The following is a 24061-nucleotide window of genomic DNA, read 5'->3' on the forward strand; positions in this document are numbered from 1 at the left end:
AAATGACATTGAATCGAACGCATCTTTGGTCCAAATTGACGGCACTGACGATTGTATTTTCCATCCTGTTGACGGCATGCGGCGGGTCTAGCGAACCAAGTTCGGCGAAGGAGGCCGGCACAGAGAAGGAAGCAGCCGCAGGGAAGCCTTCTACGTGGATAGCCGATCGCAAGATTAAGGGTCTTATCTTCATGGGCAGCGATGTTACCGAAGGTATGAACCCGGACATTGCCAAGAAATTGAAAGAAATGACCGGGATCGAACTGGAATTGCAGGCGGTCGGACATGACGGGTCGAAGAAAGCGCTGGCGGCAGGACTGGCCGCTGGCGACTTGCCGGACTTCATCGGATACTATCTGAACCATAGCGGACGTCCGGAGATGGAGCTTGTGAACAAGGCGGCTCGCGAGGACATGTTCCATGATTTGGCGCCTTTCCTGAAGGACACGAACATATACAAGAAATACACAGAAGACGACTATTTGCCGCTTGATACAAAATACGGCGTGCTATTCCGGCCGGAATTCAATGGATCGGCCTATACGATTCATCTGAATATCCCGCGTGAGGGAGGATATGAGGTCCGGAAGTACGTACCGGGTCCCTATATCCGCAAGGATATTGCCGATTCGCTCGGCGTAGATCCACGTTCTATCACGACGTCGGAGCAGCTCTATGAATTGGCCAAGAAGATTAAGGACGGTAACTTCAAGGACAAGAACGGCAAAGATATTTATCCAATCGGGCCGACGGTATGGGGAGGCATTGACCGGGATGTCCTGTATAACGACTTGGTGTGGACAGGCTTCAACGGTGAAGGCTTCAAGCGGGACGGGAATGGCGTCATTCTGCATGAAAGCCAGACGGAGTACGGTCTGAAGCGCGCTGAATTCGTGCAGAAGCTCATCCGTGAGAAGCTGATGCACCCCGAATATTACTCGATGGAAGAGAATCGGGCGAAAGAGGGCGTACTGAACGATTCCTTCGCTATAATCGGGGACATGCATAACTATGTCATCGAGAACAAGGACAACCGGTATATTCCGCTCGGACCGTTGAATTCGGTGGACGGCCCATACCAGATGAACTTGACGTATAAGGGCGGTTACGGCGCATGGTCTATTCCGAAGACAACGAACAATCCGGAAGATATCGTGAAGCTGGCCGACTTCCTGGCGAGCCGTGAAGGCAAGCTGCTCTGGAAGTATGGGCTGGAAGGCCGCGACTATGACTTGGATGCGAAGGGCAATCCGGTGCCGAAGCAAGAAGTGCTCGATCTGTTGGATATGGATCCAGTCAAGGCGAAGGAACTCGGCTTCGCCGGTGTAGGCAATGATTGGGGCTGGTATCTTGGCGGCACGGACTTGAACGACCTGGCTGACTTCGGCGAAGCGAGCTACGGAGAAGCTGCCAAGCCGGATGTGAACAAAGGTCCGTTGGAAATCGCGCAGTATTGGCGTTACGACGAGAAAAAGCAGCAAGCGAACATTAAGGACGGCTATGCCGCACTGGCATTCATCGGCGAGTTCGGCAAAGGAACTCAGTTGAACATGGCGCTTGACAAGTACAAGGAAAGCTTAATCCGCGCGTACTATGCGAAGGACCTGAACGAAGCGAAAGCAATTCTCGACAGCGCGGCGGCGCAGTTGAAGACGGCTGGACTTGAAGATTATATCAAGCTGTTGAAAGAGAAGGAGCAAGATCCGAAGACGAAGCTTCTGTTCTAATTGGAAGGAAGCGAGCAAGAGGAGAGGCCTTCCACCGCTGGGTGGGGGGCTCTCTATCCATGAATGATTGGAGGGACGATGATGAGAAAGACGGCTGCGCCGCTTCCGGCAACGTTCGGAGGGCTCATGACGTTTCTGAATTACGGCTTGCTTGTATTGTTGTGCTTGTCCATTATTTTGCCAACATTGAACGTGCTGGCGCTATCGTTGAATGTGGGGACGGACGCGGCCAAGGGCGGCATTTACTTCTGGCCGCGGGAGTTCACGCTGGACAACTTCAAGGAAGTGTTCAGCCAATCCAACATCGTGAACGGCTTCTTCATCTCGATATTTCGCACCATTTTAGGCACCTTTCTAAGCGTGCTGCTGACGGCGATGGCGGCTTACGCGCTCAAGAGCAAGACGTTGCCAGGCCAGAAGCAGCTTACCTTCTTCGTGTTCTTTACGATGCTGTTCAGCGGCGGGCTCATCCCTTACTACATCGTGCTGAAGGAGCTTCATCTGACCAACAGCATATGGGTGTACGTCATACCGGCCCTGTACAGTGTATGGAACATGATGATTATGCGCTCGTTCTTTCAGCAGATGCCGGAAGGACTGGAGGAGGCGGCGCGGATCGACGGCTGCAGCGATATCGGGATATTTACCCGCGTCATTCTGCCTACGAGCAAGCCCGTCATTGCCGCCATCTCTTTGTTCAACGCGGTAGGGCACTGGAATGATTGGTTCACGGGCGCCTTCTATGTGCGCGATCCGAACCTGAAGCCATTGTCGACGCTGCTGCAGGAAATGCTCACGAAGCAGCAGGTGCTGACCGAGACGCTCATGAGCTCGGCGGGTTCGCTGCAGATGCAGATGCTGGACAAGATGCAGGTTACCGGCACATCTCTGAAAATGGCGACCATCATTATCGTCATTACGCCGATTGTTCTCGTATATCCGTTTTTGCAGAAGTATTTTGCCAAGGGCGTGATGATCGGCTCGATGAAGGAATAGAAGATTTGGACAGGAGGCTGGCTGCATGAACATTAGAAATCCATATGCACAAGAAGGACTGTGGCTGCGGGGAAGCTTCCACAACCATACGACGAACAGCGACGGTCATCATCCTTTGGCAACGGTATACCGGATGTACAATGATTATGATTTTCTAGGTATTTCCGATCATGATCAGATTACGCCGCATACGGACGAGAGTCCGACTCCGACCCTGTTCGAAGCGATCGAGGTGAGCAGCCCGCAGGCGCACATGCTGCTGGTGCAGCCGCCGGATACGCTGATGGACGATTATACGAACGAGTTCACGATTGGCAATTACGAGCGTCTGTCTGCAATGTGTCTGGAGAACGGCGGGATATCGGTGCTGGTCCATCCGAACCGGTATTTCTCCCAATACTGGAAGTTCACAGATATGCTCCGACTGTCGTCTTATACAGGCATCGAAGTCATCAATGGCGACGGTCATCCGCAATATGACATTGCATTCGACAAGTGGGACGCCCTGCTATCCTCAGGACGGAAGGTGTGGGGCTTCGGCAACGACGACTTCCATGCGTACGGCCAAGAGCGCAGAGCGTGGAATATGGTGTACGCCCGCGAGAACACCAGAGAAGCGGTGCTGAGCGCAATTCGCCACGGCAGCTTCTACGTGTCTACCGGATACGGCTTCGAGTCTATCCGTACGGAAGGACCGACCATCGTGGCAGAACTGCCGTCCGACGTTCATCTGGATGGGATGTACAAGTACGCAACGCTCATCGGCCAGAACGGAAGGGTGCTTCATGAGGAGACGGGCAGGTTCAAGCAGATTGTGTACGACTGCAAGGGGGATGAAGGGTATGTGCGGATGGCGGTCTATTTGGAGGGGGGCTTCGGTGCGTTCTCGCAGCCGCTGTTCCTGGAACAGGGGTGACTTATTGAGATGAGCATTCCGTTGAAATTTCGCCCAGACGGCACATTTACAATCGTTCAGTTCACCGACCTGCATGTCGGAGGCGGCAAGGACGAAGAGGACGCTCGCACCTTGGCCTTGACCGAGCGCATCATCGAGGCGGAGCAGCCCGATCTGATCGTCTATTCCGGCGATATGCTGTACGGGAAGGAAGTGGAGCAGCCCATCGCCGTGCTGCGCCGGATCGCCGCAGTTCCGGAGCGGAGGCAGGTGCCATTTGCCGTCATCTTCGGCAATCATGACGCGGAGAGCAGCGCGACCCGAGAGCAGCTGCTGGAGGGGATAGCGGCTTGCCGACTATCGATATCGGAATCTGGGCCGATGGATATTCACGGGGTAGGCAACTACAGCCTTACGGTGAAGTCGTCAGCGGATTCATCCGATGCAGCCCTGCTGTATTTGTTCGATTCGGGTGATATGGCTCCCGCATCTATCGGGGGATACGCATGGATTCGTCCGGATCAAGTGGATTGGTATCGCCGGGAGTCGCTTCGTTATCATCAGCAGAACGGCAGCCCCTTGCCAAGCTTGGCCTTCTTCCATATTCCGATACCGGAGTACAAGGAAGCTTGGGAATCCGGTCAAGCCTCAGGCATTAGGCATGAAGCCGTATGCTGCCCCCGTCTGAACAGCGGGCTGTTCACAGCGATGGCCGAGAAGGGAGATGTTATGGGAGCCTTCGCCGGCCATGATCACGATAACGATTATGTGGGTGTCTTGCACGGCATTCGGCTCGGGTACGGAAGAGTGACAGGATACGGCGGTTACGGCACACTGCAGCGGGGAGCCCGTGTTATTCGCCTGCTCGAGGGGCAACACCGTTTCCAGACATGGATCCGGTTGGATGACGGGAGTGTTGCCAGATATGAGCACAGCGTATAGCTCTCGCTATGGCATCCTGTCCTTGACATGGCCGATCTTCATGGAGTCTCTGTTCGGGATGCTGCTCGGCACCGCAGATACGATGATGCTGAGCAGCTATTCCGACGGAGCTGTGGCGGCCGTTGGCGTAGCCAATCAGATACTGACGGTAGTCGGCCTTATGTTCGGATTCGTTACCGTGGGCACGAGTGTCGTGCTCAATCAATGGATTGGCGCGGGCAAGCTGCACGAAGCGGATGCAATCAGCAGAACGGCCCTCACGTTGAATTTGATGATCGGTCTTCTGTTCAGCGCGGGATTGTGTGCGTACGCGGATGTGTTCCTGCTCCTGTTCAAGCTGCCTCCTGATTTGCTGGCAGAAGGCAGCGCTTATTTGTCCATCGTCGGCAGCTCCGTGTTCATGATCGCCATTAATATGACGCTCGGTACGATGCTGCGCTGCCGGGGAATGGTGAAGGACATGATGGTCATCTCGTTCGGCGTCAATCTGCTGCATATTCTCGGCAACTATTTGGTTCTAATGGAGCCGTTCGGGATGCCGGTTCTGGGCGTGGGCGGCGTGGCTGTATCCACTTGGATCAGCCGGGCTATCGCTTTGGCTGCTTATTGGGCTGTGTGCAATCGGCGGCTGGAGCAGCCGGTGCGCTTGATGAATCCTTTTCATATGAGAAAGGGGAACCTTCATCTGATCTTCAAGCTGGGTATACCATCGGCAGGCGAGCACGTATCCTATAATCTGTCCCAGGTGGTCATCACGTATTTAGTAGCCTTATTGGGCGCGGCAGCATTGACGACCAAGATTTATACGCAGAACATTACGTCCTTCGTCTTCGTCTTTTCAATGGCGATTGGCCAAGGCACGCAAATTATGGTTGGCCACTTGATTGGGAGCATGCGCAAGGATGATGCCTATCAAGCCGGCATTCGCCATCTGAAGCTGGCGGTTCTTGTGTCGCTTGCTGTGGGCATCCTCCTGTACAGTCTGTCCGATCTATTGATCGGTCTCTTCACATCCGCTCCGGAAATTATGCGGCTCGGCAAGCAGCTCATGCTCTTGTCCATTCTGCTGGAGCCAGCCCGTGCCTGCAACATGGTGCTCATTAGTTCCTTGAATGCGGCGGGCGATGTCAAGTTTCCGGTGCTCATCGGCTTGGTGTCCATGTGGGGGATCAGCGTGCCGTTGGCCTATGTATTCGGGATTGTATTCGAGCTGGGGCTGACAGGTATCTGGTTGGCGTTCGCCATTGATGAATGGGTGCGGGCGCTTGTGATGCTGAGCAGGTGGAGGAAGCGCGCTTGGCAGCGCTTGAACATTTTAGCAGCGTAATCAGGAGGATGAGAGGGTCATGGGATGAGTCCCATGGCTCTTTTGGCATGAACCTAAATAAATGCTGATGCATCACGTATGCTCCGCCTCCCTATATGACATTTGTCATACTCTCGACTTGACGTTTATGACTACAACAAGCTGGTTGTATTTTCTATACTGAAGATAGGAATCTGCCGTTGTTGTTCGGATATGTTCCCCAAGTGTCATACCCTAGGAGGAAAAACATACGATGACTCAATCCAAACTATCCAGCTTAAAGAAAAATGTCGCACCATATGAAAAAATCGATATGAAATCTAGCATTCGGCAAATTATTAACACCTTGGTGCCTTTAGTGCTGCTCTGGTATGCTGCGTATTTAAGCCTTTCTGTATCGTACTGGCTTACCATTCCCATTGCGATCGTCGCTTCAGGGTTTGTTATCCGGACCTTTATCATTTTCCATGACTGCTGTCATCAATCGTTCTTCAAAAGCCGCCTAGCCAATGATATACTTGGCACCATCACGGGTGTCATTACACTCGTTCCGTATCAACAGTGGAAAAATAGCCATTCAATCCATCATGCAACGAGCAGTAATCTCGATAAACGGGGAACCGGAGATATGTGGGTTCTTACCATAGACGAATATGCCGCAGCTCCCTTAATGAAGCGAATTGCTTATCGGATATATCGGAATCCATTTGTAATGCTGGGGCTCGGACCGATTTTTATTTTTCTATTTTCATACCGCTTTAACCACAAAGGTGCGAAGCGGAAAGAGCGAATCAGCACTTACGTAACGAATGTATCCATCGTCGCTCTGTACGCGCTGCTGTGCTGGGCCATTGGATGGCAGGCGTTTGTCATGGTCCAGGGACCGATCTTTTTCTTATCTGGCATGTTGGGGATCTGGTTGTTCTATGTCCAGCATCAGTTTGAGGATTCTTACTTCGAGAACGAAGATGAGTGGAGCTATGTGAAGGCTGCCGTGGAAGGAAGCTCTTATTATAAGCTGCCTAAGATTTTGCAATGGGTAACCGGTAATATTGGCTTTCACCACGTTCATCATTTGAGCCCCAAAGTGCCAAACTATAACCTAGAGAAGGCGCATAATGCAACTCCACCCCTGCAGAAAGCAACGACGATTACAATCGGGACTAGCCTGAAGTCGCTCCGTTTTCGACTGTGGGATGAACAAAATAAAACGTTTGTCGGTTTTAAAGATATCAAGCATGTGCTGCGCAAGCCTAATTCTGTGGCCGAAACGATGAAAACCCGCACCCCAAGCGTGCAGGGAAAATATACGCGTTCATAAACGTTTGTGTTAATATACAATTAAATAGTTCAGCGAAGAAAAGGGGGGGCGACCATGCAGAAGTGGTATCAGATTTTTCACAAAAGCACGGGTCTTAGTCCGTATGTGTGGGTCGTCTTTTACATCCTCCCGTTTTATTTCATATTTCGCGCCTCTTCCACGTACGAAGTTGTAACTGGCATCGTTATGATTCTGATGTTCTTTATTTGCTACGTGCTTTCCTTTATTTCGAAAGGCTGGCTGATGTACTTTTGGACATCCGTGCAAATATTGATTTCCATTACGATGACCTTGTGGTTCGGCTATGTGTATTTCTCACTCTTCTTAGCTTTTTTTATAGGGAATATCCAACACCGGATTGGATTTTTTACGTTATACACCATCCATCTCGTCAGCACGATCGCAACGATCAACTTTGGCTTTGTAACGAAAAACCCTGTATTGATTTCCCAGCTGCCGTTTGTCCTTGTCAGTCTGATCGGCGTGATTCTCCTTCCTGTCACTACTTACAACCGCAACAAGCGAGAAAAACTACAGGACCAGCTGGAGGATGCGAATAAAAGGATTTCCGAACTGGTCAAGCTGGAAGAACGCCAACGAATCGCCCGTGACCTCCATGATACACTTGGTCAGAAGCTCTCCTTAATCGGTCTGAAGAGCGACTTAGCCGGCAAATTAATAAGCAAGAACCCGACCCAAGCCCAATCCGAGATCAACGATGTCCGTCAAACGGCCAGAAGCGCATTAAAGGAAGTTCGGGAAATGGTCACCCAAATGCGGGGTACGAGATTAGAGGATGAGATGTTTCGAATCAAGCAGATTTTGAAGGCGGCAGAAATTGAATTCACCTTGGAAGGCGACCAAACGCTGTCCAACACCTCTCTGTTGATCGAAAATGTGTTGAGCATGTGCCTGAAGGAAGCGGTGACCAACATCGTGAAGCATAGCAATGCTTCGTCTTGCTCGATCGTCATTGAGCCATCACATACCGAACTGAGTGTCAAGGTGAAGGACAATGGGATCGGCATAGCAGGGGATTCCGTCTACGCGAGAGGAAATGGGCTGCGGGGCATGAAAGAACGGCTTGAGTTTGTGAACGGAAGTATGGAAATCGTATCAAACAATGGAACGATGATCGTAATTAAAGTGCCGAACGTATTCAAGCAACCGGAAAAGGAGGTGGGAATATGATTCGAATTGTAATCGCCGAAGATCAGCGGATGCTGCTGGGCGCTCTTGCTTCCCTGCTTGATCTGGAAGAGGATATGAGTGTCGTTGGCAGAGCACGCAATGGTGAGGAGGCCGTACAGTTGGTTCACCTGCATAAGCCGGATATTTGCATTATGGACATTGAAATGCCGGGGAAAAGCGGGTTAGACGCGGCCGAGGAGCTAAAGGGATGCGGTTGCAAGGTGATGATATTAACCACTTTTGCCAGAGCCGGATATTTTGAGCGGGCTTTGAAGGCGGGTGCGAACGGCTACTTGTTGAAAGACAGTCCCAGTGAGGAACTGGCTGATTCGATACGCAGCATTATGGCCGGCCGGCGCATCTATGCATCGGAGCTGGTGGATGAGGCATACAGTGAAGAGAATCCGTTGACCGAGCGGGAAAAGGAAGTGCTGGGGCTTATCGCCGACGGTAAAAATACGAAGGAAATCGCCGAGCAGCTGTATATTACAACAGGGACCGTCCGCAATTACATTTCCGTTATCCTCGATAAGCTCAATGTCAGCAATCGGATTGAAGCCATCACGCGGTTCAAGGAAAAGGGATGGTTCAAGTAACGAATACCGCTGACATCCATTTAGAAGCGCATCCTGGCCGGTGCCGAATCCTGCGGCTCGCATCGCATCATTGATACATCTAGTCCGGGCCAGATATACACCATTCGTATCCCGCACATTGCTTGCGGGTTTTTTGCGTCAGTAGTAACTTCATGCTTCATGCACATATGACCGAAATTGGGAGACTGTACCCAAAATGGGGCTGCTCTATTGCACGTTCTACTCACTATCCCTGTCATTCAGGTTGCACCTACCGTGGTATGACCTTTCGTATCCTTTGCCCACTCTCCCATACAGTCAGAAAGGATGTTGGCGCGGATATGGCATATGCTGATTCGTATAGATGCTATGGCATAAAGCGTTCAATGGTGATGTCGGCTGCCCAGCGTCGGCATAAAGCGGACAATGGTGATGTCAGTTGCCCAGCGTCGGCATAAAGCGGACAATGGTGATGTCAGCTGCCCAGCGTCGGCATAAAGCGTTCAATGGTGATGTCAGCTGCCCAGCGTCGGTATAAAGCGGACAATGGTGACGCCGGTTGCCCAGCGACTCTTGGCCGTACTCTTTCTGAAGGATAGGGAGAGTGAAGCAAAGGAACGAATGAAGCAGTCCCCGTCAGTCTGAATGCGCTCTGTCGCGAACGGCATATTCAAAAGGTTTCATGGTTTGTAATCTTCTAGCCTGAGTAACAAGCCTGCTCAAGTGCCTGGAGCACCGATAATAACTCCTGCTTATCTTCTGTGATTGTGTTCTCATATTCCTTGCTGTCTAAGTAACGGAACCAAGCTTTCCCATCAGACTTGAAACGGTAATGGGATATCCCAACTATTGTTCACATATATCAGATATCAACATTAAGGATTAACGCAGCCTTTTGATTAGCAGTGAAGAAAGCAGCAGGCTATCCCTACTGTAGAACAAAATCCACGCAAAGGATAGCCTGTCTGTATGATCAGATCATATGATGAGGCAAATTCAAAAATAGAAAAGCAGGAGACTTACAGACCCGATCAGCATGCCGGAGCCGCCGCCCAAAGCGTAAGCTGCCAACTTGCGGGAAATAGAGACTTTCCAAGCGAGCAGGGAGCTATCGGATTGAAGCCGTTCGTTTTCTTCCCGCAGCGCTTTTGATTTTTGAACGAATAGTGATCCAAGTCCCGCGAACCCCCGCAAGACAGGTGTCAAGAATCCGGTGTGCAACACATAACTGCTAGCGCCTATGACCAACGCAATCAAGCTATACAAGAATAGCTGATTGACGATGGCAATGTCTGCGGCATTGCCGAAGGCAGATGGCGAATATGTGATGTAGAGCATACCCGCCATCATGAAGGTAACTGCAATATAACGCTTGAGCATTTATTGTTCGACCCGTGTGGCAAAGCGCAGATCAGGGTTGGAACGAGCATCGAATATGATGCCTGTTACCTTAGGACTTACCAATGCAGTGTCTGCTGAGAACAGGATTGGAATGATCGGCAGGTCATCCATCAGCACTTTCTCCGCTTGTTGAAGCAATTCAACCCGCTTGTTCGGGTCCAATTCGTATGTGGACTTTTCGATCAGATTATCGTACTCCTTGTTGCTCCAGTTCGTGAAGTTGTTGGAGTTGCTAGAAGTATAATGACCCAGCACGCCCAACGGATCCAAATAGTTGCCTTCCCATCCCATCCGGGCAGCTTGGAAATTTTTCTGCTTGAACGTATCGATGTAGGTCTTCCATTCCTGATTCTCCAGCTTGATTTCCACGCCCAGATTTTCTTTGAACATTTCCTGTAGAGCTTCCGCCACTTTCTTGTGATTATCCGCCGTGTTGTACTTGAACGACACCGGCGGAAGCTGGGTCAAGCCCTCTTCTTTTAAACCTTCCGCAAGCAATTCTTTCGCTTTTTGAGCATTGAACTCATAGTATTTCTCTGGAGCATCGTCGCGGAAGTCTTTGCCAGACGGATTGGTCAGCCCATAAGGCACATATCCGAGAGCAGGCGTTTCCCCGCCCTTCGTCACATTTTTCGTAAGGGACTCACGGTCGATGGCGTAAGCGAAGGCTTGTCTAATTTTTTGATTGGTGAACGGTTTTTCCTTCACGTTGAACGAATACGTATAGACGCTAAAAGAAGGATGAGACAAATATTCTTTATTTTGCTTTTCTTGATCAATAGTATCCAATGGCAAGGACAGGATCATGTCCAGATCGCCAGTTTTGTACATTTGATAGTAGGTCGTTGCGTCCTGCACCATTTTAAAATGAATCGTCTCCATCGAGATGGCATCCTTGTTCCAATATTGATCGTTCTTGGCCAGCGTAATCTGTTCGTTATGCTTCCATTCCTGTGGAACGTAAGGCCCGTTGCCGACAATCGTGTTGGACTCGGCTGCCCATTTCTCGTCCTTGTCTACGACCGTCGAACGGACGGGGAGATAGGCATGTCCCACCGCAATAATAGGGAAGATGCTGAGCGGCGCTTTTAATTCCACAACTAACGTATGTTCATCTTTGGCCGTTACGCCAACGTCTTCCGCGCTCCCTTTGCCCGTGTTATATTCCTCGGCGCCCTTAATGTAGTAGAGAGAGGAAGGGTCATAAGCGGCCGTCTTCGGATTCAATATACGCTTCCAAGAGTACTCGAAGTCTTGGGCTGTTACCGGATCGCCGTTGGACCATTTGGCTCCATCGCGGATGGTGAAGGTGTATGTCTTGGCGTCGGCTGACACGTCTACCTTGCTGGCCGCGCCCTCCACGATTTTTCCGGATTTGTCATAGGTGTAGAGCCCTTCGTACAGATTATCGATAATAAAATACGAAGTCGTGTCCGATGCGAAGGCAGGATCCAGTGTATACGGTTCTCCGCCGGACAGATTCGTGGTCAGCACCTGCGGAATCTTCTCAGCAGCGGTCTCGGCAGTTCCTTGCGCTGCGCCGGACGGATTGGCGGCACTGTTATCCTTGCCTGCGCACCCAGCCAAGGCGGCTGCTGCGAATAGTAGAATAGCTATCATTACGTTCCATTTTCTCATTGTCTTTCCTCCGTTAATATAAGTAAGTGATCAAAAGGGGCCTTTTCTGAACAACCTCTAAAAACTAATATAAATGGCAAGCGACCCAATGGTTGGGGCGTACCTCCTTGCCTTCCGGCATGTGATGCGCACACACATCCGTGGCGGCGGGACATCTGGCGTGAAACGGACATCCCGTTGGCGGAGAGATCGGGCTTGGCGGATCTCCCTTCAGCACGATTCTTTCGCGCAGCCTTCTTACGGAAGGATCCGAAGCAGGTATTGCCGAGAGAAGCGCTTGAGTATAAGGATGGAGCGGTTCACGGAACAGTGAGCTGCGGTCGGCCAGCTCCATCATTTTACCTAAGTACATCACGCCGATTCTGTCGCTAATATGCTTGACCATGGCCAGATCATGAGCGATGAACAAATAGCTCAGCCCTTCTTCCGCCTGCAGATCCTTCAGCAGGTTGACAATCTGCGCTTGAATCGACACGTCGAGCGCAGATATCGGTTCATCAGCGACAATGAACTGCGGCTTCACCGCCAATGCACGCGCGATGCCGATCCTCTGCCTCTGTCCGCCGCTGAATTCATGGGGGAATCGCAAGGCGTGATCCGGATGCAGACCGACTCGTTCCAGAAGCTCGGCGACACGATCTTTTCTGGCTTGCCCCCTTGCCAGCCGATGAGCGTCAATCCCTTCCGCGATAATATCTCCGACTCTCAGCCGGGGATTAAGGGAGGCATGCGGGTCTTGGAAGATCATTTGCATATTGCGGTTCAGTTCCCGTTTCTCTTTGGCTCGGGCCAGAGCAGTGTCTTTGCCGTTGAACACCACCTTTCCGGATGTAGCGTCGAGCAGTCCCACGATTGTTTTGCCAAGCGTTGATTTTCCGCTGCCGCTTTCCCCTACGAGCCCGAGCGTCTCTCCGGGTTGGATGGTTAAGCTGATTCCGTCAACCGATTTCACGACCCGATCGGAAGCGATGTGAAAATGCTTGCGCAGCTCATGAATTTCAAGAATGGGCTCCGGCATATTCGTTCCTCCTTGCTGCGATAGGCGCGTGCTCCGCAGGGGAACGGGGATCGTTCAGCCAGCACCGCGCACTATGGTTATCAGTGAATGACATGGCTTCAGGCAGATGATGGACGCACACCTCCATCGCGTAAGGACATCGCTGTGCGAACGGACATCCCTGTGGCGGCGAGTACAGATCGGGCGGAGATCCCTCAATCGGTACGAGGCGCTCCTGATCCGGCGCGTCCAGCTTCGGTGTCGATTGCAGCAGCCCCCAGGTATAAGGGTGTCTGGGGCGCTCGAAAATATCTTCTACCGTACCCGTCTCCACAATAATTCCGGCATACATCACGGCAACGCGATGGGCCACTTCAGCCACGACACCCAAATCATGGGTGATGAGCAGGATGGAGCTGCCCATGCGTTCCTGCAAGTTGGTCAGCATATCCATGATTTGCGCTTGTATCGTCACATCCAGCGCGGTAGTCGGCTCGTCTGCGATGAGGAGCTTCGGGTTGCAGGCAAGCGCAATCGCAATGGCGACGCGCTGCCGCATGCCTCCGCTGAACTCATGCGGATACTGGTGATACCGGCTGGCTGCGTCGGGGATGCCCACTAACTGCAGCAATTCGATGGTCCTGTGCCGCGCCTCGGCCCGGGTAAGCTTCTGGTGCTGCAGCAATCCCTCGCCAATCTGCGCGCCAATCTTCATGGTAGGGTTGAGCGACGACATTGGATCTTGGAACACCATGCCAATCTCGGAGCCCCTTATTTTCCGCAACGCTCTTTTGTTAAGACCTGTAATGGGTTGGCCTTGAAAGTGAATCTCTCCGCCTTTAATCGAGCCGTAGGGAGAGGGAAGCATGCCCATAATAGCCCGGGCCGTCACGCTCTTCCCGCTGCCGCTCTCGCCTACGATCGCCAATGTTTCCTGTTCGTTGATATGGAAGGACACGTCACGCACGGCTTGAAGTTCCCTCTCACGGGAGCGGAAAGCAACATTCAGATGACGAACCTCCAGCAAATGATTCATGCGCGCACCTCCTTAATTGTGCGACCGGGGATCCAGAACATCCTGCAGCCCGTCGCCAAATGCGTTAAACGCAAACATAGTTAGCGAAATCATTAATCCGGGGAAAAACAGCCGCCACCATTGCCCGCTCAGGATGACCCCGAGTGAATCGTTGGCCATCGTGCCCCAACTGGCCGCAGGGGCTTGAACGCCCAGACCGAGAAAGCTGAGGAACGATTCGGAAAAGATGGCCGCCGGTATCGTAAACGTCAAATTGACAATAATGATGCCTGCTGCATTCGGAAGCAGGTGCTTGAAAATAATGCGTGCATGCGACGTTCCCAGCTTTTGCGCTGCCAATACGTACTCTTGCTGCTTCAACTGCAGCATCTGGCCGCGCACTACCCGCGCCATTCCCACCCAGCCCGTAATGGACAGCGCGACAATCATCGTGATGATTCCGGGCTTCATAATGACAAGCAGCAAAATAATGACGAGCAGATAAGGAATGCTGTACAAAATCTCAACGATGCGCATCAGAATGCTGTCCACCCGATCGCCGAGGCGTCCCCGCCCCGCCATATAACCGGATACGCCGCCCACCATAATTCCAACCACCAAGTCGATGGCCGCCGCGGCAAAGCCGATCGTAAGCGAGATTCGGGCACCGGCCCAGGTCCGCGCCCATACATCCCGCCCCAGATCATCGGTGCCGAACCAATGCTCGGCTGAAGGGGGCAGGTTCGTTCGCGTCAAAGATTGTGTGCTCGGCGAATGGGGGAGCAAGGACGGGCCTATCACCGCGAGCAATATAATCAATAGCAGCAGGGCAAGCCCCAGCACTGACAGTTTGTTTTTCAATAATTTCCGGATCATGTCTCTCCATAAGGGAACGCTTGGCCGGGTTAGGACCTGATCTGCCATGCTGCTCCGGTCTATGGGGTGAAACAGATGATCCAATTCGGCTGATGATGCTTTCATGCTAATCTCCTTTGCTGGCTAGTTTGATTCTCGGATCGACGAACCGATAGGACATATCTATCAGGAATAAAGTGATCACCAAGACGGCGCTGTAAAAAATCGTCGTGCCCATAATGACGGGATAATCCCGGTTGAAAATACTGTCTACAAAATATTTGCCGATGCCCGGAATAGCGAAAATTTTCTCGACAACGAAGGTGCCAGTGATGACCGAGGCGAACAGCGGCCCCATAAAGGACAACACGGGAATCAATGAATTCCGCAGCCCGTGCCGAACGACTATCTTCCAAGTGGACAAGCCCTTGGCTTCGGCCGTCTGTATATATTCCTGATGCAGCACCTCCAGCATGCTGGTCCTCACGAAGCGGGCGATGATTGCCACGGGAGTGACGGCTAACGCCAACGACGGCAAGATCGTATGCCTCCATGTTCCCCAAGATGCGACGGGGAGCAATCCCCATTTCACCGCCATATACTTAATCAGCAGCGGGGCTAAGATGAAGCTCGGAATGGAGATGCCGATCATAGCGACGAACATGGATATATAGTCGAAGGTGCGATTATGGTTCAGCGCCGCGATAGTGCCCAAGGCGATTCCGGCAACAAGCGCCAAGAGCATGGACTGTATGCCCAATATGGCGGATGGGAGAAAGCCTCTGGCAATCAGAGTGTTCACATCTGTTGTTTTGGATTGAATGGAAGGCCCCAAGTCCAAGGTAAGCAAGCTTTTCAAATACAATATATATTGAGTGGGCAATGGCTTATCCAAGTTGTACCTGGCCCGCATATTTTCCAAGACGGATTCAGGGATGGCCTTGGAATCGGTAGCAAAAGGATCGCCCGGGATAATATGCATGATTACAAAGGTTAAGGTGACGATGATCCACAGGGTAACCAGCATGGTGAACAGCCGTTTTAGCACATACATATTCGTTTATTCTCCTGTCTGTATAATCCTTAGTAACGTAATCTGAATAGTAGGTATATATCTTAAAAAAAGAGATATCCCCCTATCCTATTAAAAGGATGAGTTGTTAATTAAATTAAAATAGTTAAATCTGATTGGAATAGTATGAATAATAGGACAGAACCGGGGAGATGTCAACTTATGAATATGTAAATTTTACAGTTTAGGATATTACGAGAATGGAAGGTGTTCTTAGTAGTGAAGGTAGAGATAAGGTTGGTTCCGCTTTCAATAGAGAGGGGAGAGAAATAAGGACAAAAGGATGGAGGGGATTCCCTTTGCCTCATCCATTGGATTTTGTACAGTGAAAACAGCCTACTAACCTCATGGTGTGATGCTTCATTGGAATTCGTCCAATGCGATTCTGTTATTTGACATTTATGGGACTATCATTGGTTGTTCAATTGACAAATCCATTGGATCAAATGCAGTCTCCCTGTCATTTAACCGCTCAATTCCTGCTTTCCGCTGTATGTTTTCCAATGGGCTGTTCGGGGGCTGCTGTTACCGCGCGAGCAACCAGCGCCTAAGAAACAGATGAACTCATTTTGCCAGAAAGATGAGCAGTATTAGAGTTCTCAACTCATGTTGCAATAGATAGGCTGCCTCGCTCGATCCGTTAGCCGATCAGTTTCCAAATGCGCAGCACATGGAATTATGTGTCCCTTGAGTATATTGCCTCATGCGTTACACTAAGATTAGAAGTTCATCCACACGCTGCTCACCTAAGATTCTGCACCGATGCCAACCAGCTTGCGATGGGCTTTTTGTTTTTTTGCAATGTAAGCGCATTAATGGCGCTGTCAGCGGGGAGAGGATTGAATGCGGAACATCAGGAACCGGCTGCGCAATGTAAGCTTGAAGCATAAGCTCATTATCGTGTTTTCATGCTTTCTCATTATTCCATTCGTCATCATCGGCGGCACGTTGTCGTGGCTGTATATGGATTCGAACCGGAATATGATTTTGGACGCAGCGGTGGACAACAACAACCAGATCGTCAAAAACATCGACACGTCCCTGCAGCCCTTGCTGCGGCTGGCGATGTACCCCGAGCGGGATCAGACGATATTTCAAATTATGCGCAAAGACTATGATTCGCTCCCTTATCCGTTATACGAGCGGGGCCGGGACTTCGATACGGTGAACGGAATTATTCGAAATAGCATGATGCTCTATACGGATCTGTTGGACTCGGCCGTCATCTATCAGAGCACCAATCATGTCGTAGTGGGACGAAGTAATAACGGCTATATGGATCATCGTTATTTGGAACAGGAATTTTACAGCGAGCCGTTTATCCAAACGATTTTGCAGCAAAAAGGGCTTGTCGTTCCGGTCGGCATCCATCCCGAGAAGCTGATGTCGTTCCATGACACTCCGGTCGTATCGATTGGCCGCGCCATTGTCGACCCATATACGAAGGAGAACCTAGGCTTGATTCTGCTTAACATCGGCATCGACAAGCTGGCAGGCTTGTGGAGCAGCATTCACTTCACGGAGCATACGCAATTCTATTTAATTGATGAGCAGAAGAACATCGTATACAGCAAAAATCCGGGGGATATCGGGTCGGCGGCAGCAAACGTGCTGGAAAATAGGAAGCCTGCAGGCGGCGGAGAGCTCGAAACGAGGGAAGATGCCGATAATTACATTATCACGTCAGCTTCCGAGGTGACGAATTGGCAAGCGGTGACGGTTATACCGAAGCAGGAGTTGTTCTCGTTCGTGGACGTTATCGTGCGGACGATTTTCATTTCGCTGCTCGTTCTGCTCGCCTTGTCCATTCTTGCTTCGATATATATCGCGACGAGTATTACGAAACCGCTTTCTGACTTGAACGCGAAGATGAAGCAGGTCTCCCAAGGCAAGCTGGACGTCAACATTGATATTCAGCATGGGGAAGTGGGCCGAATCAGTATCACGATCGACCATATGCTGCAGGAAATCCGGCGGCTGATTCAACGCATCTATGACGAAGAGCAAGAGAAGCGGCGGTTGGAACTGCTGGCGCTCCAATCGCAGATTCGGCCGCATTTTATGTACAATACGCTCAATGTCATCAAGTGGATGGCGAAAATTCAAGGAGCGACCGGAATCGAAGAGGCGTTGACCGCTTTTTCCTCGGTGATCAAGTTTACAGCGAAGGCAGAGAGCGACGAGGTGACGATTCAGGAGGAAGTCGAGTTCATCCGGAACTATACGAATATATTGGATTTCCGTTATCTTAACAAATTCGAGGTGGAGTATGACATTGACCCGGAGGTGCTTCCATACAAGACGTTGAAATTTCTGCTGCAGCCGCTTGTGGAAAATGCGATTTTTCACGGCTTCGACGGCATTCCTTACAAAGGGAAGCTGAGCATTCGCATCCACCGCGAGGGCGAGCATGTCGTTATGATTGTCGCTGACAACGGCAGAGGCATGTCAGGTGCGGATCTGGAAGAATTGCAGCCCGGTCCGGGTTCGGATCCGATGAACGGGATTGGGGTGAAAAATATACGCTCGCGCATCGAGCTGAACTATGGGACAGACTGCGGTCTGTGGATGACGAGCACAGAGAATGCCGGAACGACCGCCAAAATCATCATTCCGGTCATTACAGAGGAAGAACGGGGGGATTGCAATGAAGATCGTAATCGTGGATGACGAGCCCTTGGTTCGTATCGGGTTGAAATCGGCCATTCGCTGGGAAGCGGCCGGCATGGAAATCGTAGGCGAAGCCGCTGATGGCGAGGAGGCGATAAAGCTCATTTTGGAGCGGCAGCCGGATGTTGTCATGCTTGATATAAAGATGCCGAAGAAGGACGGTCTAGAGGTGCTGCAGGAGATGAAAGCGCTGCACGTCCCGGCGAAGGTGATCATTCTGAGCAGCTTTGACGATTTCAACCTGGTTAAAAAGGCGATGAAGCTGGGGGCCGCGGATTATTTTCATAAGCCGAGCATGAATGTGCAAGAGATCGAAGCGGTGCTGTCCAAATTAAAGGAAGAAGCCGAGTCCGGTTCCGAAGGATCGCATAGCCTCAGCGGGGGCTCTGTTCAGAGCAAGGAGGATGTTGTGCGCCAGATGGTTCGCGGCAGCTTGGACGGCATCCGGCAGACGAAGCTGCAGGAGGGCAACTTGTATGCGCTGCTGTTCACGATTAAAAATTACACGCAAGTCGCTAAGCGGTACACAAAGGACAATGCGTCCATCCTGCCCAATACGATCGGGAACATCGTCTCTGAGCTGCTGTCGAAAGAGCCAGAGGCGGAGTATGTGCAATTGGAGGACAACCTGTACGCCGTATTGGTGAGCCATAGCGGCACGAAGAGCGTGCAAGCCTCGTTCGCGCATGTGAACGAGCTCGTCTATCTCATTAGCGCTGCGCTGAAAAGGTTCGTCAACATCGATACCGTGTTCGGAATAAGCGAGCCCGTGCAAGTCTATCACGAGTGCGGCCAGGCGGTCATGCAGGCGCAGCAGGCGCTGGCAAGGAAGTTCTATCACCCGAACGACCCGATCTTTTATGCCCAGGCGCACCGGAACGGGGATGCCGAGCAAGCGCTGGAGCAGGTGAACGCTTATATCGCGGCGATGAAGAACGGGCTGAAGGATGAGAAATACGATGAATTCGCCCGCAGCCTGTCCGCGTGGGAGCAGTTCCTGCAGCAGAGCGAATGCATGGACGAGAAGGATGTCCGCAAAATTTATCAAGGCCTGCTGTTTTATGCTGAAGGACGGCGAGGAATATTGGGGCGATGCGAACCGGCTGGAAGAAATCGAGGATTTCAGCGAGCTGTCGGTTGTCTATCATTCGCTGTTCAATGAACGGCTGGCGGAGAAGTTATCGCAGCAGCATAAGGAATACAGTCCGCTTATCCGCGGTATTTTGCAATATATCGATACGAATTATCGGGATGAGATCTCGCTCAAAAGCTTGGGGGAGCAGTTCCACGTGAGCCCGAACTATGTTAGCCGGCTGTTCAAGCAGGAGGTGAACCGGGGCCTGTTCGATTATCTCAATGAGGTGCGCATCGAGAAGGCGAAGGAGCTCTTACTGGATTACCGTTACAAAATTTACGAGGTGGCGGATATGACCGGCTTCAACAGTCAGGTCCATTTTGCGATTGTGTTTCATAAGTATGTCGGTATGTCGCCCAAGGAGTACCGCAAAGAAACGGTCTGAGTCCCTTTTGATCACGAAGTATAACTGTAAGCGGTCTCGGCATCGAATCTTGCATTCACCCTCGAAGTCCGATGCTCATGTAGTCTGGCCTACACTCCGCTTCTCCTTCTTCGGGTTCTTGCAACCTTCTCGGTGCTGAAAAGGGATCCCTTTTGCTCACGAAGTATAACTGTAGGCGGTCTCGACATCGAATCTTGCATTCACCCTCGAAGTCCGATGCTCATGTAGTCTGGCCTACACTCCGCTTCTCCTTCTTCGGGTTCTTGCAACCTTCTCGGTGCTGAAAAGGGATCCCTTTTGCTCACGAAGTTATAACTGTAAGCAGGCTCGACATCGAATCTTGCATTCACCCTTGAAAAGCTTATGCTTCCGAAGTATGTTTCCTGCGGAAACATTTCAGATGCTCATGTAGTTTGGCCTACATTCCGCTTCTCCTTACAAGTTTTGTGGAGCAAAACTCGCTTCGAAAGCATACGCTTCGGGTTCTTGCAACCGGGAAACATGGACGAAGTACGAAATGACCAAGCATGCTGAAACTATGGTCAAAAAATGACATATGTAAAGCGGCAACCCTCAGCGGGGACTTGATGGCAATATGAGTTCCTCTGGGGTTGTTTGTATTTTTTTGAACATTGCCGCGATTCATGTCACAAATAACCGACTTGAGATTGTTATATAGATGAATCCAATTCGTTTTGTAAGAAGAGAGGAGCAATAACAAATGAAAAATACGACGAAATTGGTAATCGCCACTCTCAGCAGTATACTGCTGTTCAGTTCTATGAATCTCGCTGTGGAGGCAGCTTCCACCCAGTCCGTAAGCGACAGAGCGGTGAAGACGGCGGCTGTTAAGCCGAAGGCTGAGAATGAAGGGGAGAAGCTAGAGAAAGAAGAGCAGGCGAGAATAGCCGAATTGCTTGAAAAAAATCCAGATGATACGTATATGGTATACGTCAGCAACGAGGTAACTAAACAAAAAAAAGCTAAAGTTTATTCCATGGGGAACTCTTTTCCAAAGTTCGATACATATAAAGATTACCAAAAAAAGGCGTCAACTTTGAAAGATACGGTGTTGAAACAACCTGCTGACCTGCCGGAAGGTTATCAATTTGTGACGGCAGGAATCACCGGTCCATACAGCACTGAGTATACAAAAGAAATGGAGGCCGAGGCGAAGAAGCTTGGGAAGAAGATTTATTCCAAAAAGATTAACTGGACGCGAGCGAACGGAATCGTTCTAGAGTATGCGAATGGAGAAAATCAATTGTTCTTGGAATATAAGCGTCTTGATCCGAAGCAACCTGTTAAACAGAAAGGATATGTCTATGAATCTGCCGAGGAAGTGAGAAAGAAATATCCGAAACTCGGAGTAGAGTACACAAATAACACTCTTTATTGGTTCGAAAAAGGCAAACAATTTACTATCGTAACGAATCCAGACAATCCGTTGACGAAGGAAGATCTGATCAAGCTGGCCAAAACGATGGTGCTTTCAAACAAATAACGTATGTAAGCGTAGCTGCAATTCCTTGTATGAATCCTTCAATGTTCAATTCGAGATTTTTATATAAATGAGACGCAATCGTAATGAGAACAAGAGAGGAGCAATAACAAATGAAAACGACGATGAAATTGGCAATTGCCACTATCAGCAGCATGCTGCTGTTCAGTTCTATGAATATAGCTGCGGAGGCAGCTCCATCCCCAATCGTAAAGGATATAGCAGTGAAGACGGCCGCCGCAAAGGCATTAATCGCAAAGGAAAAGATGGAAAAAGAAGAGATGGACAGACTGGATAAAATACTCGAGAAAAATCCGGACGATACATATTGTGTTTATGTCAGTAATGACAAATCGAAGAAGTCTGGAATGGAGTTTTTTTACATGGGGGCATCAAGTCCTGAATTCAATACATACGCGGATTATATGAAGAAGGCGTCCACCTTGAAAGGGACGGTGCTGCAACAGCCATCTGTCATGCCGGAAGAATATACCTTCGCCAAGGGAAAGCTCCATGGCGAAATAGATCAACAGTTTCAGAAAGAATTGAAGGCGGAGGCTAAAAAGAAAGGGAAAGAGGTATATTCGAAAAAGTATAATTGGTCAAAAGCTGATTCAATTAAGCTGGAGTATACGAATGGGGAAAATAATTTGATTTTGATCTGCTGAAATCATAAAGAAAAATCCGAAATTCGCAAATAATCCAGAACTCATAAGAAACACTCTTATTTGGTTCGAGAAGGGCAAGCAATTTACAATCACAACGAATCCAGAGAACCCCTTGACGAAGGAGAAGCTCATCAAGCTTGCTGAAACGATGGTCAGAAAATAAATACACAAAGTCGCAATAAACGGCTGAATGCAGGCTGTCTAAAACAGACAAATAAACATATGTAAAGCGACAACCCTCAGAGGGGACTTATAACAATAAGTGCTCCTCCGGGGGTTGTTTGTGTTTTTTTGAACAATACTAGATAATAAATAATGGAAAAGTAGATGAAAGTGAGTTGTAAAAATGAAGATTGTTAAAGCAGAGCAAAAAAACGTTGGGTGTATTCATGAATTATATAAAATTCTGATAGATAGTATAGCAAAGAAACAACCGCTTTTCTTCCATTCAGCCGAATAATCTAGGGCGTTCATATCCGAACAGATTTCTTCTGACAAAAGTGATTTTCTTTTAGTTTTAGATGAGGGGGAAATCTATGGGTTTGCACTTGTTGTTGAAAATCAAACACCACCTTATTCTATGTTTGTTCCTCATAAATACGCCTATTTAATGGATTTGGTTGTTGATCCTGTTGCTCGTGGGAGGGGCTATGCTCAAGAATTAATTAAAGCTTGCAGCCATTGGCAGAAGGAACGGAACTTAGATTATTTGGAATTGAACGTGTTAACAAATAATGACGAAGCTCTCAAATTGTACGAAAAAATGGGGTTTAAAGATAAGGACAAGCATATGTATTTGGTCTGATAAGGATTAGGGGGAATTTAAGCATGACGATTAAGAATGAGAAGGTGAAACTATGATTTTATGGATAAACGGAACATTTGGCGCTGGTAAAACAACACTTTCTTATGAGCTCGACTATCTGCTTCCAGATTCCATGCGATCTGATCCTGAAGATTTGGGTTCACACTTGATGAACGTTGTTCCTGCTGAGGCAGCCGAAAATGATTTTCAGCATTATTTGGCATGGAGAGAAATGGTTGTATCTGTTCTCACAGAGCTTTCTAGCAGACTTCCTCAAAAAACAATTATTGTTCCAATGACGCTAACTAATCAGTTATATCGAGAACAAATTTTTGGAGGCTTAAAAGATAACGGAATAGATAGTAAAGAAATAGTTTTAGATATTTCGAATGAAAAATTGTTAATTAATCTAAGTTCTCGTGGAGAAGGCGCAGACTCATGGCCTTATAAACAATTTAGTATAAAGCGACAAGAAATAGCTGATATTCAAGCTTTCAAAATAAATGTTGATGATTTAACGATTGATGATGTCGTTAACGAGGTGGTAGATAAGCTGAATTTGTCAGTTATAGATGATCCTAGGACAGAAGTCGAAAAAGAAAAAATGAGAAAAAAATACAACCTGTAAAATTATTTACCATAAAATTCGTTAGGCAAAGTATCCCCTTCTTTGGTTCGAAAAGGGCAAGCCATTTAGAATCTCAGCGAACCCGGAAAATACATTAACGAAGGACGACTTGATCAAGTTTGCTGAAACCATGGTCCAAAAATAACATATATAAAGCGGCGGCCCTCAGAGGGGACTTATAACAATAAGTGTTCCTTTGGGGGGTGTTTGTGTTTTTTTAACAATGTGCTGAACATCATCGAGTGTAACTTGCTTACGCATGGCACGAAGACCTTCACCAAATAAGATAGTTCGATTTCGTTAAAGAAATGTCAATCGCGTTAAATAAAACGGCTCAT

Annotated in this window: 22 protein-coding genes; 15 read left to right on the forward strand and 7 right to left on the reverse strand. The window is 49.5% G+C overall.

Annotated elements, in window-relative coordinates; translation table 11 throughout:
• Window positions 1–2 precede the first annotated feature (2 nt).
• The 8 genes from M3650_RS21865 to M3650_RS21900 all read left to right on the forward strand — a co-directional run bounded on the left by M3650_RS21865 (window position 3) and on the right by M3650_RS21900 (window position 8974).
• Complete coding sequence (locus tag M3650_RS21865) at window positions 3–1727, forward strand: extracellular solute-binding protein (RefSeq protein WP_251577767.1); 1725 nt, start codon at window positions 3–5, stop codon at window positions 1725–1727.
• A gap of 126 nt (window positions 1728–1853) precedes the next feature.
• On the forward strand, window positions 1854–2723 hold the full coding sequence (locus M3650_RS21870) for a carbohydrate ABC transporter permease (protein WP_483311779.1): 870 nt from the start codon (window positions 1854–1856) through the stop codon (window positions 2721–2723).
• Window positions 2724–2748: 25 nt separating this feature from the next.
• Window positions 2749–3639 carry a CehA/McbA family metallohydrolase gene (locus M3650_RS21875; protein ID WP_251577771.1) on the forward strand — a complete coding sequence of 297 codons (891 nt, stop codon included), beginning with the start codon at window positions 2749–2751 and terminating at the stop codon, window positions 3637–3639.
• A gap of 9 nt (window positions 3640–3648) precedes the next feature.
• Window positions 3649–4560 (forward strand): metallophosphoesterase family protein, encoded by a 912-nt coding sequence (locus tag M3650_RS21880; protein ID WP_251577773.1) that lies wholly within the window; start codon window positions 3649–3651, stop codon window positions 4558–4560.
• Window positions 4523–5887 (forward strand): MATE family efflux transporter, encoded by a 1365-nt coding sequence (locus M3650_RS21885; RefSeq protein ID WP_483311777.1) that lies wholly within the window; start codon window positions 4523–4525, stop codon window positions 5885–5887. The genes M3650_RS21880 and M3650_RS21885 overlap by 38 nt, the downstream gene beginning before the upstream one ends.
• Before the next feature lie 232 nt (window positions 5888–6119).
• The gene (gene desA / locus M3650_RS21890; RefSeq protein WP_251577775.1) at window positions 6120–7187 is read left to right on the forward strand and encodes a Delta(5) desaturase DesA; all 1068 of its coding nucleotides are present in this window, start codon (window positions 6120–6122) and stop codon (window positions 7185–7187) included.
• A gap of 54 nt (window positions 7188–7241) precedes the next feature.
• Window positions 7242–8378 (forward strand): sensor histidine kinase, encoded by a 1137-nt coding sequence (locus M3650_RS21895; protein ID WP_251577777.1) that lies wholly within the window; start codon window positions 7242–7244, stop codon window positions 8376–8378.
• Window positions 8375–8974 carry a response regulator transcription factor gene (locus tag M3650_RS21900; RefSeq protein ID WP_019420923.1) on the forward strand — a complete coding sequence of 200 codons (600 nt, stop codon included), beginning with the start codon at window positions 8375–8377 and terminating at the stop codon, window positions 8972–8974. Before M3650_RS21895 ends, M3650_RS21900 begins: the two co-directional genes overlap by 4 nt.
• Before the next feature lie 494 nt (window positions 8975–9468).
• On the opposite strand, the gene M3650_RS21905 is transcribed toward M3650_RS21900, so the two are convergent.
• From M3650_RS21905 to M3650_RS21935, 7 genes are all read right to left on the reverse strand, one after another.
• Window positions 9469–9627 (reverse strand): hypothetical protein, encoded by a 159-nt coding sequence (locus tag M3650_RS21905; protein WP_251577779.1) that lies wholly within the window; start codon window positions 9625–9627, stop codon window positions 9469–9471.
• 322 nt (window positions 9628–9949) lie between these two features.
• On the reverse strand, window positions 9950–10333 hold the full coding sequence (locus M3650_RS21910; RefSeq protein ID WP_251577781.1) for a DUF3899 domain-containing protein: 384 nt from the start codon (window positions 10331–10333) through the stop codon (window positions 9950–9952).
• Window positions 10334–11992: a peptide ABC transporter substrate-binding protein gene (locus M3650_RS21915; RefSeq protein WP_251577783.1), complete on the reverse strand. Its 1659-nt coding sequence runs from the start codon at window positions 11990–11992 to the stop codon at window positions 10334–10336.
• Between the two features lie 64 nt (window positions 11993–12056).
• Entirely contained in the window at window positions 12057–13010 is a 954-nt protein-coding gene (locus M3650_RS21920; protein WP_251577785.1) for an ABC transporter ATP-binding protein, read from the reverse strand.
• Window positions 12991–14025: an ABC transporter ATP-binding protein gene (locus M3650_RS21925; protein ID WP_251577787.1), complete on the reverse strand. Its 1035-nt coding sequence runs from the start codon at window positions 14023–14025 to the stop codon at window positions 12991–12993. Before M3650_RS21925 ends, M3650_RS21920 begins: the two co-directional genes overlap by 20 nt.
• A 12-nt stretch (window positions 14026–14037) precedes the next feature.
• Window positions 14038–14985 carry an ABC transporter permease gene (locus M3650_RS21930; RefSeq protein ID WP_019420929.1) on the reverse strand — a complete coding sequence of 316 codons (948 nt, stop codon included), beginning with the start codon at window positions 14983–14985 and terminating at the stop codon, window positions 14038–14040.
• A gap of 1 nt (window position 14986) precedes the next feature.
• On the reverse strand, window positions 14987–15913 hold the full coding sequence (locus M3650_RS21935; RefSeq protein WP_251577789.1) for an ABC transporter permease: 927 nt from the start codon (window positions 15911–15913) through the stop codon (window positions 14987–14989).
• An 861-nt stretch (window positions 15914–16774) separates the two neighbouring features.
• Between M3650_RS21935 and M3650_RS21940 the strand changes: the two genes are divergently transcribed.
• The 7 genes from M3650_RS21940 (at window position 16775) to M3650_RS21970 (ending at window position 23723) form a co-directional block, all read left to right on the forward strand.
• Complete coding sequence (locus tag M3650_RS21940; protein ID WP_251577791.1) at window positions 16775–18601, forward strand: sensor histidine kinase; 1827 nt, start codon at window positions 16775–16777, stop codon at window positions 18599–18601.
• Entirely contained in the window at window positions 18579–19763 is a 1185-nt protein-coding gene (locus M3650_RS21945; RefSeq protein WP_251577793.1) for a response regulator, read from the forward strand. The genes M3650_RS21940 and M3650_RS21945 overlap by 23 nt, the downstream gene beginning before the upstream one ends.
• Window positions 19663–20121 (forward strand): helix-turn-helix transcriptional regulator, encoded by a 459-nt coding sequence (locus M3650_RS21950; RefSeq protein ID WP_251577796.1) that lies wholly within the window; start codon window positions 19663–19665, stop codon window positions 20119–20121. Before M3650_RS21945 ends, M3650_RS21950 begins: the two co-directional genes overlap by 101 nt.
• A 721-nt stretch (window positions 20122–20842) precedes the next feature.
• Window positions 20843–21625 carry a hypothetical protein gene (locus tag M3650_RS21955; protein WP_251577798.1) on the forward strand — a complete coding sequence of 261 codons (783 nt, stop codon included), beginning with the start codon at window positions 20843–20845 and terminating at the stop codon, window positions 21623–21625.
• 110 nt (window positions 21626–21735) lie between these two features.
• Window positions 21736–22290 (forward strand): hypothetical protein, encoded by a 555-nt coding sequence (locus M3650_RS21960; RefSeq protein ID WP_251577800.1) that lies wholly within the window; start codon window positions 21736–21738, stop codon window positions 22288–22290.
• Between the two features lie 472 nt (window positions 22291–22762).
• Window positions 22763–23095: a GNAT family N-acetyltransferase gene (locus M3650_RS21965; RefSeq protein ID WP_311295118.1), complete on the forward strand. Its 333-nt coding sequence runs from the start codon at window positions 22763–22765 to the stop codon at window positions 23093–23095.
• A 52-nt stretch (window positions 23096–23147) separates the two neighbouring features.
• Window positions 23148–23723: a hypothetical protein gene (locus M3650_RS21970; protein ID WP_251577802.1), complete on the forward strand. Its 576-nt coding sequence runs from the start codon at window positions 23148–23150 to the stop codon at window positions 23721–23723.
• Window positions 23724–24061 lie beyond the last annotated feature (338 nt).

The sequence above is a fragment of the Paenibacillus sp. MER TA 81-3 genome, from assembly GCF_023713585.1.
GTDB classification, from domain to species: domain Bacteria; phylum Bacillota; class Bacilli; order Paenibacillales; family Paenibacillaceae; genus Paenibacillus_B; species Paenibacillus_B profundus.

What these genes read in the sequence shown, in the direction of transcription:
- M3650_RS21960 (WP_251577800.1), top strand. Translation starts at nt 21,736, where the DNA reads ATGAAAACGACGATGAAATTGGCAATTGCCACTATCAGCAGCATGCTG.
- M3650_RS21895 (WP_251577777.1), top strand. Translation starts at nt 7,242, where the DNA reads ATGCAGAAGTGGTATCAGATTTTTCACAAAAGCACGGGTCTTAGTCCG.
- M3650_RS21970 (WP_251577802.1), top strand. Translation starts at nt 23,148, where the DNA reads ATGATTTTATGGATAAACGGAACATTTGGCGCTGGTAAAACAACACTT.
- M3650_RS21870 (WP_483311779.1), top strand. Translation starts at nt 1,854, where the DNA reads ATGACGTTTCTGAATTACGGCTTGCTTGTATTGTTGTGCTTGTCCATT.
- M3650_RS21945 (WP_251577793.1), top strand. Translation starts at nt 18,579, where the DNA reads ATGAAGATCGTAATCGTGGATGACGAGCCCTTGGTTCGTATCGGGTTG.
- M3650_RS21955 (WP_251577798.1), top strand. Translation starts at nt 20,843, where the DNA reads ATGAAAAATACGACGAAATTGGTAATCGCCACTCTCAGCAGTATACTG.
- M3650_RS21925 (WP_251577787.1), bottom strand. Translation starts at nt 14,025, where the DNA reads ATGAATCATTTGCTGGAGGTTCGTCATCTGAATGTTGCTTTCCGCTCC.
- M3650_RS21885 (WP_483311777.1), top strand. Translation starts at nt 4,523, where the DNA reads ATGACGGGAGTGTTGCCAGATATGAGCACAGCGTATAGCTCTCGCTAT.
- M3650_RS21915 (WP_251577783.1), bottom strand. Translation starts at nt 11,992, where the DNA reads ATGAGAAAATGGAACGTAATGATAGCTATTCTACTATTCGCAGCAGCC.
- M3650_RS21910 (WP_251577781.1), bottom strand. Translation starts at nt 10,333, where the DNA reads ATGCTCAAGCGTTATATTGCAGTTACCTTCATGATGGCGGGTATGCTC.
- desA (WP_251577775.1), top strand. Translation starts at nt 6,120, where the DNA reads ATGACTCAATCCAAACTATCCAGCTTAAAGAAAAATGTCGCACCATAT.
- M3650_RS21920 (WP_251577785.1), bottom strand. Translation starts at nt 13,010, where the DNA reads ATGCCGGAGCCCATTCTTGAAATTCATGAGCTGCGCAAGCATTTTCAC.
- M3650_RS21950 (WP_251577796.1), top strand. Translation starts at nt 19,663, where the DNA reads ATGCTGAAGGACGGCGAGGAATATTGGGGCGATGCGAACCGGCTGGAA.
- M3650_RS21880 (WP_251577773.1), top strand. Translation starts at nt 3,649, where the DNA reads ATGAGCATTCCGTTGAAATTTCGCCCAGACGGCACATTTACAATCGTT.
- M3650_RS21940 (WP_251577791.1), top strand. Translation starts at nt 16,775, where the DNA reads ATGCGGAACATCAGGAACCGGCTGCGCAATGTAAGCTTGAAGCATAAG.
- M3650_RS21875 (WP_251577771.1), top strand. Translation starts at nt 2,749, where the DNA reads ATGAACATTAGAAATCCATATGCACAAGAAGGACTGTGGCTGCGGGGA.
- M3650_RS21930 (WP_019420929.1), bottom strand. Translation starts at nt 14,985, where the DNA reads ATGAAAGCATCATCAGCCGAATTGGATCATCTGTTTCACCCCATAGAC.
- M3650_RS21865 (WP_251577767.1), top strand. Translation starts at nt 3, where the DNA reads ATGACATTGAATCGAACGCATCTTTGGTCCAAATTGACGGCACTGACG.
- M3650_RS21900 (WP_019420923.1), top strand. Translation starts at nt 8,375, where the DNA reads ATGATTCGAATTGTAATCGCCGAAGATCAGCGGATGCTGCTGGGCGCT.
- M3650_RS21935 (WP_251577789.1), bottom strand. Translation starts at nt 15,913, where the DNA reads ATGTATGTGCTAAAACGGCTGTTCACCATGCTGGTTACCCTGTGGATC.